Origin of the sequence: Streptomyces purpurascens (genome assembly GCF_045040895.1) — a bacterium.
Lineage (GTDB): Bacteria > Actinomycetota > Actinomycetes > Streptomycetales > Streptomycetaceae > Streptomyces > Streptomyces purpurascens.
In genome coordinates this window covers 5,321,265-5,335,872 of record NZ_CP108341.1, presented here as the reverse complement: position 1 = coordinate 5,335,872, position 14,608 = coordinate 5,321,265, and the positions used below count along the sequence as shown (strand labels likewise).

Here is a 14,608-nt window from a genome sequence, read left to right as displayed (position 1 = left end):
CTGCGTCAGAGGATTCGGAGATTTCTGACTGCTATCGAGCGTACGCCGGTCATCCAGAGGGCGGGACGGCGTGTCCGAAATGCGGGATGAGTGTCTCGGTCGACGGCTGTCTTCGGCGGGTCAGGGGCCGGTGAGGTGGCCCTGTACGACCGGGGCCAGGCGCGCGATGATCTGCTCCGGGTCCGTCGAGGCCAGCGGTTCGACCTTGATGACGTAGCGCAGCATCGCCGTGCCCACGAGCTGGGCGGCGGCGAGCTCGGCCCGCAGTTCGGCGTCCGGCAGGTCCAGCCGGCCGGCGATGCGGCTCAGCACCTGGGTGGCGACGATCCGGCGGAAGACGGCGGCCGCCGTTTCGTTGGTGACGGCCGAGCGGACGATGGCGAGCAGGGGCGCGCGGGTCGCCGGGTTCTCCCAGATGCCGAAGAAGAAGCGGACCAAGCGCTCCCCCACGCCGTCGAGCGGTCCCTCCTCGATGGCCTTCGGGGCCTCGATGGCGGGGGCGAAGGACTGGGTGATCGCCGCCTCGAAGACCTGCTCCTTCGTGCCGAAGTAGTGGTGCACGAGCGCCGAGTCGACCTCGGCGGCCTTGGCGATGCCGCGCACGGACGTCTTCTCGAAGCCGCGCTCGGAGAACTCCTCCCGGGCGGCGGTGAGGATGCGGTCGCGGGTGTCGGCCGACTCCGTGCGCGGGGGGCGGCCCCGGCGGCGGGCGGTGGTGCCGGTTCCGGCCGGGGGTCCGTCCGGCGGCCGGTCGCTCATCGTCGCGGCACCTTCACCGCCGAGGCCAGGTGCAGGCGCGTGAAGGCCAGCGCCTCCGCCAGGTCGGCCTCCCGCTCCGCGCTCGACATGGCACGGCGGGTGTTGACCTCGATGACGACGTGCCCGTCGAAGCCGGTCAGGGCGAGCCGCTCCAGCACCTCGGCGCAGGGCTGGGTGCCGCGGCCGGGCACCAGGTGCTCGTCCTTGGCCGATCCCCTGCCGTCGGCGAGGTGGACGTGGCCGAGGCGGTCTCCCATGCGGTCGACCATGTCCAGTGCGTCGGCACGGGCCGTCGCGGTGTGGCTGAGGTCGATCGTGAAGTGCCGGTAGTCGTCCTTCGTCACGTCCCAGTCGGGGGCGTACGCGAGCATCTCGCGGTCGCGGTAGCGCCAGGGGTACATGTTCTCCACGGCGAACCGCACATCTGTCTCGTTCGCCATGCGCCAGATCCCGGCGACGAAGTCCCTGGCGTACTGGCGCTGCCAGCGGAACGGCGGGTGCACGACGACGGTGCTCGCGTCGAGCTTCTCGGCCGCCGCACGGGCCCGCTGGAGCTTGGTCCAGGGGTCGGTGGACCAGACGCGCTGCGTGATGAGCAGGCAGGGGGCGTGCACGGCCAGGACGGGGATCTGGTGGTAGTCGCTGAGTCTGCGCAGGGCCTCGATGTCCTGGCTCACGGGATCCGTCCAGACCATGACCTCGACTCCGTCGTAGCCGAGGCGTGCGGCGATCTCGAAGGCCGTGGCCGTCGACTCCGGGTAGACCGAGGCCGTCGACAGGGCGACCTTCGCGTCCGGGATCTTTACGGCTGGCTCTGCCATGCAGGACAGATTACGGGGTGTGGTCGGGGCGGGGCGGGGGGCCTCTTCGCCGTTGTGGTGTTTGCCACGGCGGGGGTGCATGTCCTTCGCAGCTCTCTTACGCGGACTCCATGTGGTCCAGGCGCCGCAGGATCACGCCCTCCCGCAGCGCCCACGGGCAGATCTCCACGCGCTCGACGCCGAACAGGTCCATCGCGCCCTCGGCGACCAGGGCACCGGCCAGGAGCTGGTTCGCCCGGCCCTCGGAGACGCCCGGCAGCTCGGCCCGTTCCGCCTCCTTCATGCCGGCCAGCCTCGGGACCCAGGCCTCCAGAGACTCCCGCTTCAGTTCGCGCTGGACGTAGGGGCCCTCGGCGGAGCGGGCGGCGCCGGCGATGCGGGCCAGCTGCTTGAAGGTCTTGGACGTGGCCACGACGTGGTCGGGGGAACCGATGCGGCTGAACTCGCCGACCGTGCGGGCGATCTCGGTGCGTACATGGCGGCGCAGGGCACGGACGTCGTCCGGTGAGGGCGGGTCGCCGGGCAGCCAGCCGGCGGTGAGGCGGCCGGCGCCCAGCGGCAGCGAGACGGCCGCGTCGGGCTCCTCGTCGATGCCGTAGGCGATCTCCAGGGAGCCGCCGCCGATGTCCAGGACCAGCAGTTTTCCGGCCGACCAGCCGAACCAGCGGCGGGCCGCGAGGAAGGTGAGGCGGGCCTCCTCCGCGCCGGTGAGGACCTGGAGCTCGACGCCGGTCTCGGCGCGCACGCGCGCGAGGACGTCATCGGCGTTGCGGGCCTCGCGCACGGCGGAGGTGGCGAACGGCAGCAGATCCTCGACGCCCTTGTCCTCGGCGGCCTGGAGCGCCTCCTGGACGACCGAGACCAGCTGGTCGACGCCGTGCGGGCCGATCGCGCCGTCGTCGTCGAGGAGCTGGGCGAGGCGCAGTTCCGCCTTGTGCGAGTGCGCGGGCAACGGGCACGCGCCGGGATGCGCGTCCACCACGAGCAGATGCACCGTGTTCGATCCCACGTCGAGGACACCGAGTCTCATGTACGGAACGCTACTGCCAGCCGCGCCGTCCGCCGTCCTCGGTGTGGGCACAAGGCCCGTACCCTGGACATGTGCCAAAGACGAAAAAGGCGAAGCGCGACAAATCATCGGGTGCCGCGGTGTCCGACGAGAAGGGCCTCGACTTCGCCCGCGCGTGGGTGGAGTTTCCTGATCCGGCGGACGACGAGCAGGTCTTCCGCTGCGATCTGACATGGCTGACCTCTCGCTGGAACTGCATCTTCGGCAGCGGCTGCCAGGGCATCCAGGCCGGCCGCGCGGACGACGGGTGCTGCACGTTGGGTGCCCACTTCTCCGACGAGGACGACGAGAAGCGGGTCGCCGAGCATGTGGCGAGGCTCACTCCGGACATCTGGCAGAACCACGCCGAGGGCACGAGCAGCGGCTGGGTCTCCGAGGACGAGGACGGTGACCGGCAGACACGCCCCTTCCAGGGCTCGTGCATCTTCCAGAACCGGCCCGGCTTCGCGGGCGGCGCGGGCTGCTCGCTGCACATCCTCGCCCTGAAAGAGGGCCGCGAGCCGCTGGAGACCAAGCCGGACGTGTGCTGGCAGCTGCCGGTGCGGCGGACGTACGAGTGGATCGACCGGCCCGACGACACGCGCGTGCTGCAGGTGTCGATCGGTGAGTACGACCGCCGCGGCTGGGGGCCGGGCGGTCATGACCTGCACTGGTGGTGCACGTCCGCGACCTCGGCGCACGGCGCGGGCGACCCGGTGTACGTGTCCTACCGGCCGGAGCTGATCGAGCTGATGGGCAAGGCGGGCTACGACCGGCTGGTCGAGCTGTGCGAGGAGCGGCTGGCCTCGCAGCTGCCGTTGCTGGCACCGCATCCGGCGGATCCGGTCGACTGACGGCAGGCCCTAGGACGTGTACGGGCTCGGGTCGTCGCCCTCCGAGGGCGGTGGCGTCGAGTCCGTCGGGTCGCTCGGGCCCGGGTCGGTGGGCGTGGGGTCCGGGTCGGGTGACGAGGGCGGGGTCGTCGGCGTCGGGTCGGGGTCCGGCGCCGAGGTCGTGGGCGTCGGGTCCGGCTGGGTCGGGGGCGGGTCGCCGGGGCGGGGGCCCGGGCCGGGGCCGGGATCGGAGGGGGTGGGCGCGGTGCCGAAGCCCTCGATGTGGACGACGGCGCCGACGGGTGCGACCGCCACCTGCGCGTGCCAGGGGCCCGAGGGCTCACGCAGATGGTCGACGTACACCTTGATCGTCAACGACTCGCCCGGCCGCAGCGTTCCCGAGGACTGGCTGAGGTAGAGCCAGTCGGCTCCCGTGGAGGCCGACCAGCGGACCGGGGCCGGGCCCGTGGCGGCGAGGGTGATCAGGGTGGTGTCGCCCGTGTTGTCCGCCGTGACGTCCAGAGCGCTCTCGCGGCCGGCGACGGCGACGCCGATGACCTCCACGGACACGTCGGCCTTGCCGTTCTTGCCGAAGCGGGGGCCGGGTCTGGTGCTCGCGTTGCCGGTGTTCTCGTAGCCGCCGCCCGCCATCTCGCCGTCCAGGCCGAGCGGGTCGTCCACCTCTAGGGCTGAGGCGGAGCGGCCGTCCTGCGCCTCGCCCACGGGGGTGCCCCGGTAGGCGGCCCACAGGGCGAGCACGGGGGCGGCCACGACGGTGGCGACGACGGTCGTGGTGACGGCACGCGCGCGGAGACGGTCCCTTCGGGCGGCGCGGTCCTTGGGGTCCATCGGGTAGCCGCGCCGGTCGAAGCGGGGGGCCGCGCCCCGCGCGCGTGGATGGTGGGCCATGGCGACGTGCAGGGCCGCGAGGGGCGCGGGCAGGACGGGCAGCGCGGCGGGCGTGACGCTGGTGCCGGGCCAGCGTCCGGGGATGGCGCGCTCGGCGGTGCGGCGGCAGCGCGGGCAGTCGTCGACGTGCCGGACGAGCTCGCGGCGCAGGGCCGTGCCGAGCACGAGCCGGTCGTCGCCGACGAGGTGGGCGACGCTCGGACACGCCCCGGTCTCGACCACGGCGAGGGCCGCACGCGTGCGTTCGACCTCGCAGGCGGCGGAGGCGAGCAGGTCGCGGGTGGCGGCGAGGTCCATGCCGAGGACGGCGGCGACCTCGTGGGCGGCGAGGTGGTGGCGCACGGCCAGTTCGAGCGCCTCCCGCTGTTCCGGGGTGGTTCCGGCGGCCTCCGGCCAGGCCAGCAGGGCCAGTTCGCCGCGGCGCCGCTCCTGGACCTCCTCGGAGAGGGCCGGGGCGGCCGGGCGGTCGGCGCGTTGTGCGCGGCCCGCCGCGTGGCTGCTCGTACGTTTCTGCTTGGCCTCGGCCAGCCCCCGCAGGCACGCCCAGCGGGCCAGCGCGTACAGCCAGGCCCTGCGGTCCGCGGGCGCCTCGGGGACGTGCCGGCCGCGGCGTTCGGCGAGCGCGAGGACGTCGCCCAGGGCGGCGGTCGCGGCGTCGTGGTCGCACAGCACGGACAGGCAGTAGGTGAACAGGCCGTCCAGGTAGGGCTCGTAGCGCGCGGGCGGCCGCTGCACCAGCGTGCGCGCCGCACCGCGGTCACGCGCTTCCCGGTGCGCCCGGTGGGCGCCGGCCGAGCGGGTCGAGATCTCCGGCGTACTGCTCGTCATTCGGCGACCGTAGGGGGCCGGGAGTGTTACCTTCCGGCGGCTTGAGCACATTTAATCCGTACGGGTGAAACGATCCCTCAATAGGGGACAGGAACCTGTTGTTCCGCCGCTGGCGCGGGGTGGCGGGGCCCTGGCGCGCAGGTGGCCGCGCCTTCCGGTCCCCGCGGTGTCAGTGCCTGCGGCTACGGTTCGTCCATGGCTGCCCGTACGAAGACCACCAAGGACCGCCCGTCCTACCGCTGCACGGAGTGCGGGTGGCAGACGGCGAAGTGGCTCGGCCGCTGCCCCGAGTGCCAGGCCTGGGGGACGGTCGAGGAGTACGGCACGCCCGCGGTCCGTACGACGGCACCGGGCAGGGTCACCACCTCCGCCCTGCCCATCGGCCAGGTGGACGGCCGCCGGGCGACGGCCCGCACCACCGGCGTGCCCGAGCTGGACCGCGTGCTCGGCGGCGGCCTGGTCCCCGGCGCGGTGGTGCTGGTCGCGGGCGAGCCGGGCGTCGGCAAGTCGACGCTCCTGCTCGACGTGGCGGCCAAGTCGGCGAGCGACGAGCACCGCACGCTGTACGTCACGGGCGAGGAGTCGGCGAGCCAGGTCCGGCTGCGCGCCGACCGCATCAACGCCATCGACGACCATCTGTACCTGGCCGCCGAGACGGATCTGGCGGCGGTGCTGGGCCACTTGGACGCGGTGAAGCCGTCGCTGCTGATCCTGGACTCGGTGCAGACCGTGGCCTCCCCGGAGATCGACGGCGCGCCCGGCGGCATGGCCCAGGTGCGGGAGGTCGCCGGGGCCCTGATCCGGGCGTCGAAGGAACGCGGCATGTCCACGCTGCTCGTGGGCCATGTCACCAAGGACGGCGCCATCGCGGGCCCGCGCCTGCTGGAACACCTCGTGGACGTGGTGCTGCACTTCGAGGGCGACCGGCACGCCCGCCTCCGCCTCGTACGAGGCGTCAAGAACCGCTACGGCACCACCGACGAGGTCGGTTGCTTCGAACTGCACGACGAGGGCATCACGGGCCTCGCGGACCCGAGCGGACTCTTCCTGACACGCCGGGCCGAACCGGTCCCGGGCACCTGTCTGACCGTCACCCTGGAGGGCCGCCGCCCGCTGGTCGCCGAGGTCCAGGCGCTCACGGTCGACTCGCAGATCCCCTCCCCGCGCCGCACCACCTCGGGCCTGGAGACCTCCCGCGTCTCGATGATGCTGGCGGTGCTGGAACAGCGCGGCCGGATCAGCGCCTTGGGCAAGCGGGACATCTACTCCGCGACGGTCGGCGGCGTGAAGCTCTCGGAGCCCGCGGCGGACCTGGCCGTCGCCCTGGCCCTGGCGAGCGCGGCGAGTGACACACCTCTCCCCAAGAACCTGGTCGCGATCGGGGAAGTCGGCCTCGCGGGCGAGGTGAGACGGGTCACGGGCGTGCAGCGCAGGCTGGCGGAAGCCCACCGTCTGGGCTTCACACACGCCCTGGTACCGGGCGACCCGGGCAAGATCCCCGCGGGTATGAAGGTTCTGGAAGTCTCGGACATAGGGGACGCGCTGCGGGTCCTTCCGCGCTCCCGTCGCAGAGAGGCCCCGCGGGACGAGGAGGGTCGCCGGTAGACTTTGCCCAGGTCTCGCCCGTCCGTGCGAACCAAGTGTGCGACACGGGGCGCCCCAGAACCTGCGACCGGAGGAGTGCAGTGGCAGCCAACGACCGGGCAGCAGCTCCCGGAAAATCCGGTGGGAGTGCCGGTACCGATGGCCTGATGCGCGCTTCACTGAGCGCCGTGGCACCCGGAACCGCCCTGCGTGACGGCCTGGAGCGCGTGCTCCGGGGCAACACCGGCGGTCTCATCGTGCTGGGCTCCGACAAGACGGTCGAGGCGCTGTGCAGCGGCGGTTTCGTGCTGGACGTCGAGTTCACCGCGACCCGTCTGCGTGAGCTGTGCAAGCTGGACGGCGGCATCGTGCTGTCCTCGGACCTGTCGAAGATCCTGCGCGCGGGCGTGCAGCTGGTCCCGGACCCGACGATCCCGACGGAGGAGACCGGCACCCGGCACCGCACCGCGGACCGCGTCAGCAGGCAGGTCGGCTTCCCGGTGGTCTCGGTCTCCCAGTCGATGCGGCTGATCGCCCTGTACGTCGACGGCCAGCGCCGCGTCCTGGAGGACTCGGCGGCGATCCTGTCCCGCGCCAACCAGGCCCTCGCCACCCTGGAGCGCTACAAGCTCCGCCTCGACGAGGTCGCGGGCACGCTGTCGGCGCTGGAGATCGAGGACCTGGTGACCGTCCGGGACGTCTCGGCGGTCGCCCAGCGCCTGGAGATGGTGCGCCGCATCGCGACGGAGATCGCCGAGTACGTGGTGGAGCTCGGCACGGACGGGCGCCTGCTGGCCCTCCAGCTCGACGAGCTGATCGCCGGCGTGGAGCCCGAGCGCGAGCTGGTCGTCCGGGACTACGTCCCCGAGCCCACGGCCAAGCGGTCCCGCACGGTCGACGAGGCCCTGTCCGAGCTCGACGCCCTCACCCACGCCGAGCTGCTCGAACTTCCCATCGTGGCACGGGCGTTGGGCTACACGGGCTCGCCCGAGACGCTGGACTCGGCGGTGTCCCCGCGCGGCTTCCGCCTCCTCGCCAAGGTGCCCCGGCTCCCCGGCGCGATCATCGACCGTCTGGTGGAGCACTTCGGCGGCCTGCAGAAGCTGCTCGCCGCGAGCGTCGACGACCTCCAGACGGTGGACGGCGTGGGCGAGGCCCGGGCGCGCAGCGTGCGGGAGGGCCTGTCGCGGCTGGCGGAGTCGTCGATCCTGGAGCGGTACGTCTAGCGTCCGGCCTTCGGCGCACGCTGATGCGTGAGGGGGGTGTTCCCGGTCGGGAACACCCCCCTCACGCATGAAGACCAAGCGGCCGACTGAACGACAAGCGGCTAATCGTTCTTCAGGACGAACGACGTCTGCACCTTCGCATAGCCCGGAGCCTTGGCTTCCACCAGGTATGTGCCCGCCCCGGCCGAGCCCGCGGGAGGCGTGGCGCACTCGGGGGCGCTGGGCTTGCGGTCCCACTTCAGGGCGTAGGTGATGCCGCTGCCAGCGGGAACGCGGTACAGCCGGCTGCCGGCGACCTTGGGGCAGTCCTTGGAGGACCAGTAGTCGTCGTCGGCGCTCGCCTCGGTGATCGTGAACACGGCGTTCTTCGGCCCGAGATCGATCTTGCAGTCGTGGCCGGAGACGTTCCGCGCGGTCAGCAGGAACGTGGGCGTCTGCTCGGGGTCGTAGCTGTTGTGCTGGCTGCGCAGGCTGAACTTGACGGCGCTCGCGGTGCAGTTGGGCAGCATGGAACCGGCCGGCAGCGTGTCGCCCCCGCCGACGCCGCCCACCGTGGTACCGCCGTCGTAGCCACCGGCACCGCCGGAGCCGCCCGAACCGCTCGACCCCTCGGACCCGCCGGAGCCGGAACCGCCGCCGGAGCCCGTGCCGGAACCGTCCCCGGAGCCGCCGCCCGAGCCGTCACCCGAACCGCCGCCGGACCCTGCCCCGGACCCGGACGACGAGCCGCCCGAGCCCTCGTCGCCCGACTCGTCGCGCCCGCCCGGCGCTTGGCTGATGGCCGGACCCGAACTCGACGGGCCGGGAGTGATGGAGGGCGCGGGATTCTTGCCGTTGGCGCCGTTGTCGCGGTCCTTGCCGCCTGTGCCGCCCATGGTCACGAGCCAGGTGGTCAGCAGCGCCAACAGGGCAGCCACGGACACCAGTACGACCCTCCGACGCCAGTAGATGGAGGAGGGAAGCGGCCCGACCGGATTGCGCAGAGATCCCACGGCGCAAACCTTACGAGAGATCGGCGCGTTCACCGGTCCCACCCGCCGCTCAGGCTCACAACTTTTCCGGATCATCATGCCGGAAGGAGCCGTCCCACCCCTGTCTTTCGTCAGGTACGGCACCCGACGATCGCTGGGTGTGACGGGATGGGCCCGCCACCTACCGTCCGTGACCATGGACTTCGAGGACACCGCGCTCTACCGCGACATCACCGACTCCGCCGACGACTCCCCGACGTGGATACAGCACGGGGCCGGGTTATGGACGGAGGGCGGACTGCTGGTCTTCGCCCTGCTGTTCGCCGCAGCCTGGTGGCGTGCCCGCCGCGACACCCCCCGCGCGTTCGCGATCGCGGCCCTTGCACCTCTGGCCACGGCCGTGGCGTATGTGTGCAGTGAGGTGCTCAAGTCCGCTGTCACGCAGGAGCGTCCGTGCCGGGCGGTCGCCGGTGCGGCCGCGTCCCTGGCCGAGTGTCCGCCGCACGGCGACTGGTCCTTCCCGTCCAACCACGCCACGATCGCGGGCGCCGCGGCCGTCGCCCTGGCCCTGGTCCGGCGCACACTCCTGTGGCTGACGGCCCCGCTCGCCCTGCTGATGGCCTTCTCCCGGGTCTACGTCGGCGTGCACTATCCGCACGACGTGGTCGCGGGGCTGGGCCTCGGCACGCTCGTCGCCCTCGTCGCCATACGGCTGGGGACGGGTCCGATGACGCGGCTGGCCGGGGCCATGCGCGGCTCGCCGGCACCGGCCGCGCGGTGGGTCACCGGGCCGGGCCCTGCGCCCGTACCGTCGTACGGGACACAGGCGCGGCCCTGAGCCGACGGGCGTCACGGGTGTCACGGTCCCACCAGTCCCGCCTCGTACGCCACGATCGCCGCCTGCACGCGGTTGCGCACGCCCAGCCGGTCCAGGACCGCGCTCACATACGCCTTCACCGTGCCCTCGACGAGGTGCAGCCGGGCGGCGATCTCCGGGTTGGACAGGCCGGCGCCGACCAGGCCGAGCACCTCGCGTTCGCGGGGGCTCAGGGCGGACACACGGGCGCGTGCCTGTGCCTCGCGGGTGAGCCGGCCGCCGCCGAGGCCCTCGTCGATGACGTACCGGGCCACCTTCGGCGACAGGAACGCGGCGCCCGCGGCCACCGCCCGTACACCGGCGATCAGTTCGTACGGGTCCCCGGACTTCAGCAGGAACCCGGTGGCGCCGCCGCCGAGGGCGCGGGTGACATAGGCGCCCTCGGAGAAGGTGGTGAGCATCGCGACGGCCGTGCCGGGCACGGTCCGGACGATCTCCTCCGCCGCCGTGAGGCCGTCCAGGCGCGGCATGCGGATGTCGAGCAGGGCCACGTCCGGGCGGTGGGCGCGGGCCAGCTCGACCGCCTCGCGGCCGTCGCCCGCCTCGGCGACGACCTCCGTCTCACCGCCGCTGCCCAGGATGGCGCGCACCCCGGCCCGCACCATCGCCTCGTCGTCGGCCAGCAGCACGCGGATCACTGTGAGAACTCCTCGTATTCTTCCCGGCCTTCGCCGGACAGGCCGGCGCGCGGGACCACGTCCTTGGCGACGAGCCGCCCGGCGTCGAAACACAGTCTGAAGTGGTCGACGGAGACGAACAGCTCACCGCTCGCCCGGTAGTAACGGCAGACGGCACCCTCCGGTGCCGGTGTCGGCGCCCGCTCGGCGGGCGGGTCGTTCACGTCCCGCTCGGGCAGCACCCGCTCGACGTCGGCGGCCGGGGCGCCCAGGCGCAGTGTCGCGTAGGCGGCGGGTGCGAGCACCGAGTGCTTCTCCGCGTACGCGTACCAGCCGAAGGCGGCGCCGACGAGGACGGCGCCCACGCCGGCCGCGGTGCCGAGGCCGACGGCCACGCGGCGGCGGGAGTGGATGAACGGGGCGAGGGCGGGGCGGGGCGGCCTGGTCGCGGTCTGCTGTGCGGGGACGTACGCCCTGACGCGGAAACCCTCCCCCTGCGGGCCCGCCTCGAACTCCCCGCCGACGGCGGTCACGGCGGCCCGCAGACCGAGCAGGCCCGTGCCGCCTCCGCAGGGCCGGGAACTCCGCTTGGTGGACGGGCCGTTGGTGAGGGTGACGGACGTCCCCTCGGCCCGCCCGGTCACCGCCACGACCACGGGGGCGCCCGGTGCGTGCCGTGCCGCGTTGGTCAGCGCCTCCCGGGCCACGCGGTACAGCAGCCGTTCGGTGAGCCCGCCGGGCGCCGCGGGCGTGCCCTGCCCGGCGGGCTGCTCCCAGCGCACGGGGAGCCCCGACTCCGCCGCGCGGGCGACGAGTTGCTCCAGGGTCTCGCCCGCGGGGGTCAGCGGCACCGGCTCGTCGTCCTCCTCCCGCAGGACGCCGATGATGCGGTGCAGCCGGTCCGTGGCGTCGGCGGCCGCCCCGCGCAGTTCCGCCGCCGCTGTCCGGTGTTCGCCGGCGAGGCCGGGGGCGACCTGGAGGGCGCCCGCGCGCAGGGCGATGAGGCTCAGCTCGTGGCCGAGGGAGTCGTGCATGTCCTGGGCGATCCGCGAGCGTTCGCGCAGCCGGGCGCGTTCCTCGGTGAGGCGCTGCTCGTCCTCCAGGCGGGCCGCCCGCAGCCAGCCCTCCGCGGCCAGCTCGCGGCTCTGCCGCCAGTAGCGCCCGCCGAGCCAGGGGAAGACGCAGCCGAAGAGCAGCGTGCCCGTCATGACCAGCCACTCGGGGGCCGGGTCGACCCCGACGAGCACGATCCGCACGGTGCCCGCGCAGCCGACGGCGGCGAAGCACAGCACCGCGGGGCGGGCCCGGCCCGCCCGCAGCCCGAGCAGCAGTGCGAACACGCCGAGGGCCGGGCCGTAGGAGACGGTGAACAGGGCCGGGGCGGCGGCCAGGCTCAGGGCGGCCGCGAGCCCGAAGGCGGCGAGCGGAAGCCGCCGGGACAGGCCGGCCGCCCCGGCCAGCACCGCCACTCCGGCGGCCTGCTGCCAGACCGTGCGCGGCTCGTTCAGACCGATCCGGTCCGCCGTGAGCGCGGGAAGGGCGAGGGCGACCCAGAGGAGGGCGCCCCGGGCGAGCCGCGCCGAACGAGGACGTTCCATTCGGCCGACGCTATCGGCGGACAGCGGGGCGGCACTGCTGCCGATCGTCAGGTACCTCGCCCTCTCGGGTCGCGGTGTGCCCGATTCGCGGCTCTCGCGTGGCAGGATCGAATGGCCATGACTGCTCCCACGAACACCCCGCGCACCAGCTCCGGCCCCATCGACACCGCGTCCGGCCCGCCGCCGGGCGGGGACCTGCACTCCCCCGTCATCGACTGGTTCGACGACAACGCCCGCGACCTGCCGTGGCGGCGCCCCGAGGCCGGGGCGTGGGGCGTGATGGTCAGTGAGTTCATGCTCCAGCAGACGCCGGTGAGCCGCGTCCTGCCCGTCTACGAGCAGTGGCTGGCCCGCTGGCCGCGCCCCGCCGACCTGGCCAAGGAGGCGCCCGGCGAGGCCGTCCGCGCCTGGGGCCGGCTCGGCTACCCGCGCCGCGCGCTGCGGCTGCACGGCGCCGCCGTCGCCATAACGGAACGGCACGGCGGCGACGTACCGGCCGACCACGCCCAGCTGCTGGCGCTGCCCGGTATCGGCGAGTACACGGCCGCCGCCGTCGCCTCCTTCGCCTACGGGCAGCGGCACCCGGTACTGGACACCAACGTGCGCCGGGTCTTCGCCCGCGCGGTCACCGGTGTGCAGTACCCGCCGAACGCCACCACCGCCGCCGAGCGCAAACTGGCCCGCGCGCTCCTCCCCGAGGATGAGCCGACCGCCGCCCGCTGGGCCGCCGCCTCCATGGAGCTGGGCGCGCTCGTGTGCACGGCGAAGAGCGAGTCGTGCCACCGTTGCCCGATCGCCGCGCAGTGCGCGTGGCGGCTGGCGGGCAAGCCGGAGCACGACGGGCCGCCGCGCCGCGGCCAGACCTACGCGGGCACCGACCGGCAGGTCCGCGGGCGGCTGCTCGCCGTGCTGCGGGAGGCCCACGCCCCGGTTCCGCAGGCGGCGCTCGACCGCGTGTGGCACGAGCCGGTGCAGCGGGCCCGCGCCCTGGACGGCCTGGTCGCCGACGGCCTGGTGGAGCCGCTGGCGGGCGGGATGTACCGGCTGCCGCTGGCCTGACGTACAGACAGATCACAGCCATGGGTCTCCCGTGACGGAGACGTAGGGTGGACAAATCGCCTCATAGTCACCCCAACACCCCCACCGCTGTTCCCCGTTCCGACGGCCGTTACACAACCGACGGACAGCCGAGTGCTAGCCGAAGGCTGCTTCGGACAGCGCCGTGACAACGCCTCCGTACCTTCAAAGCGTTCCCGGAAGACACGGGACGACCAAGGAACACAGGCAGTGCACGGACGGCGGGGAGCCGGCCGGAACGGGGAAACGGGAGGCGGTTCACCATGGCGCAGGGCGAGGTGCTCGAGTTCGAGGAGTACGTCCGCACCCGGCAGGACGCACTGCTGCGCAGTGCTCGCCGCCTGGTCCCGGACCCGACGGACGCGCAGGATCTGCTGCAGACGGCGCTGGTACGGACCTACGGCCGCTGGGAGACCATCGAGGACAAGCGGCTGGCGGACGCCTACCTGCGCCGGGTGATGATCAACACGCGGACCGAGTGGTGGCGGGCCCGCAAGCTGGAGGAGGTCCCGACCGAGCAGCTCCCGGACGCCTCGGTCGACGACGCCACCGAACAGCACGCGGACCGCGCCCTGCTGATGGACATACTGAAGGTCCTCGCCCCGAAGCAGCGCAGTGTCGTGGTGCTGCGACACTGGGAGCAGATGTCCACGGAGGAGACGGCCGCCGCCCTCGGTATGTCGGCCGGAACGGTCAAAAGCACGCTGCACCGGGCGCTCGCCCGGCTCCGTGAGGAGCTGGAGTCCCGCGATCTGGACGCACGCGCGCTGGAGCGTGAGGAGCGGGAGCGGTGCGCGGCCTGACCGGCGAGGGGTCTGCACGGACCCGGGGCAACATCCAGGCGGTGAGCACGGCATCGGCCGTGGTCACCGCCCTCGCCCTTTTCGTGTCCGGGTGTGGCGCCGGCGGCACCGGCGCGCGTGACGAGGGCCCGGCGCACGCCGACTCGGTGGCGGGCGCCTCCGCCGCCACCCCCTCGGCCTCCCCGTCCAAGACCCCCGACACCGTGAACGCGGTCCGGCTCGTCAAGGACGACCCCAAGGTCTCCCCCGAGGTGAAGCGCGAGCTGAAGCCGTGCGTGGCCGACGAGTATCCCGTCGACGTGTCCTACGGCAAGCTGACCGGCGGGGCGGCCGACGACGTCGTCGTCAACGTGCTGACCTGCGGTGACGCGGTGGGCGTGGGCAGTTATGTGTATCGCGAGCGGGACGGCTCGTACGAGAATGTGTTCAAGGCCGAGGAACCCCCGGTCTACGCGGAGATCGACCGCGGTGACCTGGTGGTGACCAAGCAGGTGTACGACAAGGGCGACCCGGTGTCGAGCCCCTCCGGGGAGAACGTGATCACGTACAGATGGGATTCCGGCCGGTTCAGCGAGAAGTACCGCACGCACAACGACTACGGCAAGGTCGTCGGCGACAGCCCGTCGCCGGTGCCCGCGAGCTGACGCGGGCACGGCG

At 73.2% G+C, this 14,608-nt stretch carries 14 protein-coding genes; 7 read left to right on the top strand and 7 right to left on the bottom strand.

Annotated elements, in window-relative coordinates:
* Nucleotides 1-120: 120 nt before the first annotated feature.
* The 3 genes from OHU35_RS24345 to OHU35_RS24335 all read right to left on the bottom strand — a co-directional run bounded on the left by OHU35_RS24345 (nt 121) and on the right by OHU35_RS24335 (nt 2,610).
* Nucleotides 121-759 carry a TetR family transcriptional regulator gene (locus OHU35_RS24345; RefSeq protein WP_405506841.1) on the bottom strand — a complete coding sequence of 213 codons (639 nt, stop codon included), beginning with the start codon at nt 757-759 and terminating at the stop codon, nt 121-123.
* Entirely contained in the window at nt 756-1,580 is an 825-nt protein-coding gene (locus OHU35_RS24340; protein ID WP_189725897.1) for a sugar phosphate isomerase/epimerase, read from the bottom strand. The genes OHU35_RS24345 and OHU35_RS24340 overlap by 4 nt, the downstream gene beginning before the upstream one ends.
* Before the next feature lie 97 nt (nt 1,581-1,677).
* A complete protein-coding gene (locus tag OHU35_RS24335) occupies nt 1,678-2,610 on the bottom strand; it encodes a Ppx/GppA phosphatase family protein (protein WP_189725896.1) in 933 nt (310 codons plus the stop codon).
* Nucleotides 2,611-2,681: 71 nt separating this feature from the next.
* Between OHU35_RS24335 and OHU35_RS24330 the strand changes: the two genes are divergently transcribed.
* The gene (locus OHU35_RS24330) at nt 2,682-3,482 is read left to right on the top strand and encodes a hypothetical protein (protein ID WP_189725895.1); all 801 of its coding nucleotides are present in this window, start codon (nt 2,682-2,684) and stop codon (nt 3,480-3,482) included.
* A gap of 9 nt (nt 3,483-3,491) precedes the next feature.
* Here the strand turns inward: OHU35_RS24330 and OHU35_RS24325 are convergent, their stop codons facing one another.
* A complete protein-coding gene (locus tag OHU35_RS24325; RefSeq protein ID WP_405506840.1) occupies nt 3,492-5,198 on the bottom strand; it encodes a BACON domain-containing protein in 1,707 nt (568 codons plus the stop codon).
* A gap of 195 nt (nt 5,199-5,393) precedes the next feature.
* Here OHU35_RS24325 and radA point away from each other — a divergent pair, with 195 nt between their 5' ends.
* The gene (gene radA, locus OHU35_RS24320; RefSeq protein WP_189725893.1) at nt 5,394-6,803 is read left to right on the top strand and encodes a DNA repair protein RadA; all 1,410 of its coding nucleotides are present in this window, start codon (nt 5,394-5,396) and stop codon (nt 6,801-6,803) included.
* Between the two features lie 80 nt (nt 6,804-6,883).
* Nucleotides 6,884-8,008 carry a DNA integrity scanning diadenylate cyclase DisA gene (disA, locus tag OHU35_RS24315; RefSeq protein ID WP_189725892.1) on the top strand — a complete coding sequence of 375 codons (1,125 nt, stop codon included), beginning with the start codon at nt 6,884-6,886 and terminating at the stop codon, nt 8,006-8,008.
* Nucleotides 8,009-8,109: 101 nt separating this feature from the next.
* On the opposite strand, the gene OHU35_RS24310 is transcribed toward disA, so the two are convergent.
* Nucleotides 8,110-9,000: a hypothetical protein gene (locus OHU35_RS24310; RefSeq protein WP_189725891.1), complete on the bottom strand. Its 891-nt coding sequence runs from the start codon at nt 8,998-9,000 to the stop codon at nt 8,110-8,112.
* 175 nt (nt 9,001-9,175) lie between these two features.
* Between OHU35_RS24310 and OHU35_RS24305 the strand changes: the two genes are divergently transcribed.
* Entirely contained in the window at nt 9,176-9,817 is a 642-nt protein-coding gene (locus OHU35_RS24305; protein WP_405506837.1) for a phosphatase PAP2 family protein, read from the top strand.
* Nucleotides 9,818-9,837: 20 nt separating this feature from the next.
* Here OHU35_RS24305 and OHU35_RS24300 read toward each other — a convergent pair whose 3' ends face one another.
* Together OHU35_RS24300 and OHU35_RS24295 are read right to left on the bottom strand one after the other, a co-directional pair.
* Nucleotides 9,838-10,494, bottom strand: a complete 657-nt coding sequence (locus tag OHU35_RS24300; protein WP_189725889.1) for a response regulator transcription factor — start codon at nt 10,492-10,494, stop codon at nt 9,838-9,840.
* Entirely contained in the window at nt 10,491-12,071 is a 1,581-nt protein-coding gene (locus OHU35_RS24295; protein WP_405506835.1) for a sensor histidine kinase, read from the bottom strand. The genes OHU35_RS24300 and OHU35_RS24295 overlap by 4 nt, the downstream gene beginning before the upstream one ends.
* Before the next feature lie 117 nt (nt 12,072-12,188).
* Here OHU35_RS24295 and OHU35_RS24290 point away from each other — a divergent pair, with 117 nt between their 5' ends.
* The 3 genes from OHU35_RS24290 to OHU35_RS24280 all read left to right on the top strand — a co-directional run bounded on the left by OHU35_RS24290 (nt 12,189) and on the right by OHU35_RS24280 (nt 14,595).
* Nucleotides 12,189-13,130: an A/G-specific adenine glycosylase gene (locus tag OHU35_RS24290; protein ID WP_189725887.1), complete on the top strand. Its 942-nt coding sequence runs from the start codon at nt 12,189-12,191 to the stop codon at nt 13,128-13,130.
* A gap of 281 nt (nt 13,131-13,411) precedes the next feature.
* On the top strand, nt 13,412-13,951 hold the full coding sequence (locus OHU35_RS24285) for a SigE family RNA polymerase sigma factor (RefSeq protein ID WP_030251439.1): 540 nt from the start codon (nt 13,412-13,414) through the stop codon (nt 13,949-13,951).
* Entirely contained in the window at nt 13,939-14,595 is a 657-nt protein-coding gene (locus OHU35_RS24280; RefSeq protein WP_405506833.1) for a hypothetical protein, read from the top strand. Before OHU35_RS24285 ends, OHU35_RS24280 begins: the two co-directional genes overlap by 13 nt.
* The last annotated feature ends 13 nt before the right edge of the window (nt 14,596-14,608 follow it).

What these genes read in the sequence shown, in the direction of transcription:
- OHU35_RS24340 (WP_189725897.1), bottom strand. Translation starts at nt 1,580, where the DNA reads ATGGCAGAGCCAGCCGTAAAGATCCCGGACGCGAAGGTCGCCCTGTCG.
- OHU35_RS24345 (WP_405506841.1), bottom strand. Translation starts at nt 759, where the DNA reads ATGAGCGACCGGCCGCCGGACGGACCCCCGGCCGGAACCGGCACCACC.
- OHU35_RS24335 (WP_189725896.1), bottom strand. Translation starts at nt 2,610, where the DNA reads ATGAGACTCGGTGTCCTCGACGTGGGATCGAACACGGTGCATCTGCTC.
- OHU35_RS24305 (WP_405506837.1), top strand. Translation starts at nt 9,176, where the DNA reads ATGGACTTCGAGGACACCGCGCTCTACCGCGACATCACCGACTCCGCC.
- OHU35_RS24325 (WP_405506840.1), bottom strand. Translation starts at nt 5,198, where the DNA reads ATGACGAGCAGTACGCCGGAGATCTCGACCCGCTCGGCCGGCGCCCAC.
- radA (WP_189725893.1), top strand. Translation starts at nt 5,394, where the DNA reads ATGGCTGCCCGTACGAAGACCACCAAGGACCGCCCGTCCTACCGCTGC.
- OHU35_RS24295 (WP_405506835.1), bottom strand. Translation starts at nt 12,071, where the DNA reads ATGGAACGTCCTCGTTCGGCGCGGCTCGCCCGGGGCGCCCTCCTCTGG.
- OHU35_RS24285 (WP_030251439.1), top strand. Translation starts at nt 13,412, where the DNA reads ATGGCGCAGGGCGAGGTGCTCGAGTTCGAGGAGTACGTCCGCACCCGG.
- OHU35_RS24290 (WP_189725887.1), top strand. Translation starts at nt 12,189, where the DNA reads ATGACTGCTCCCACGAACACCCCGCGCACCAGCTCCGGCCCCATCGAC.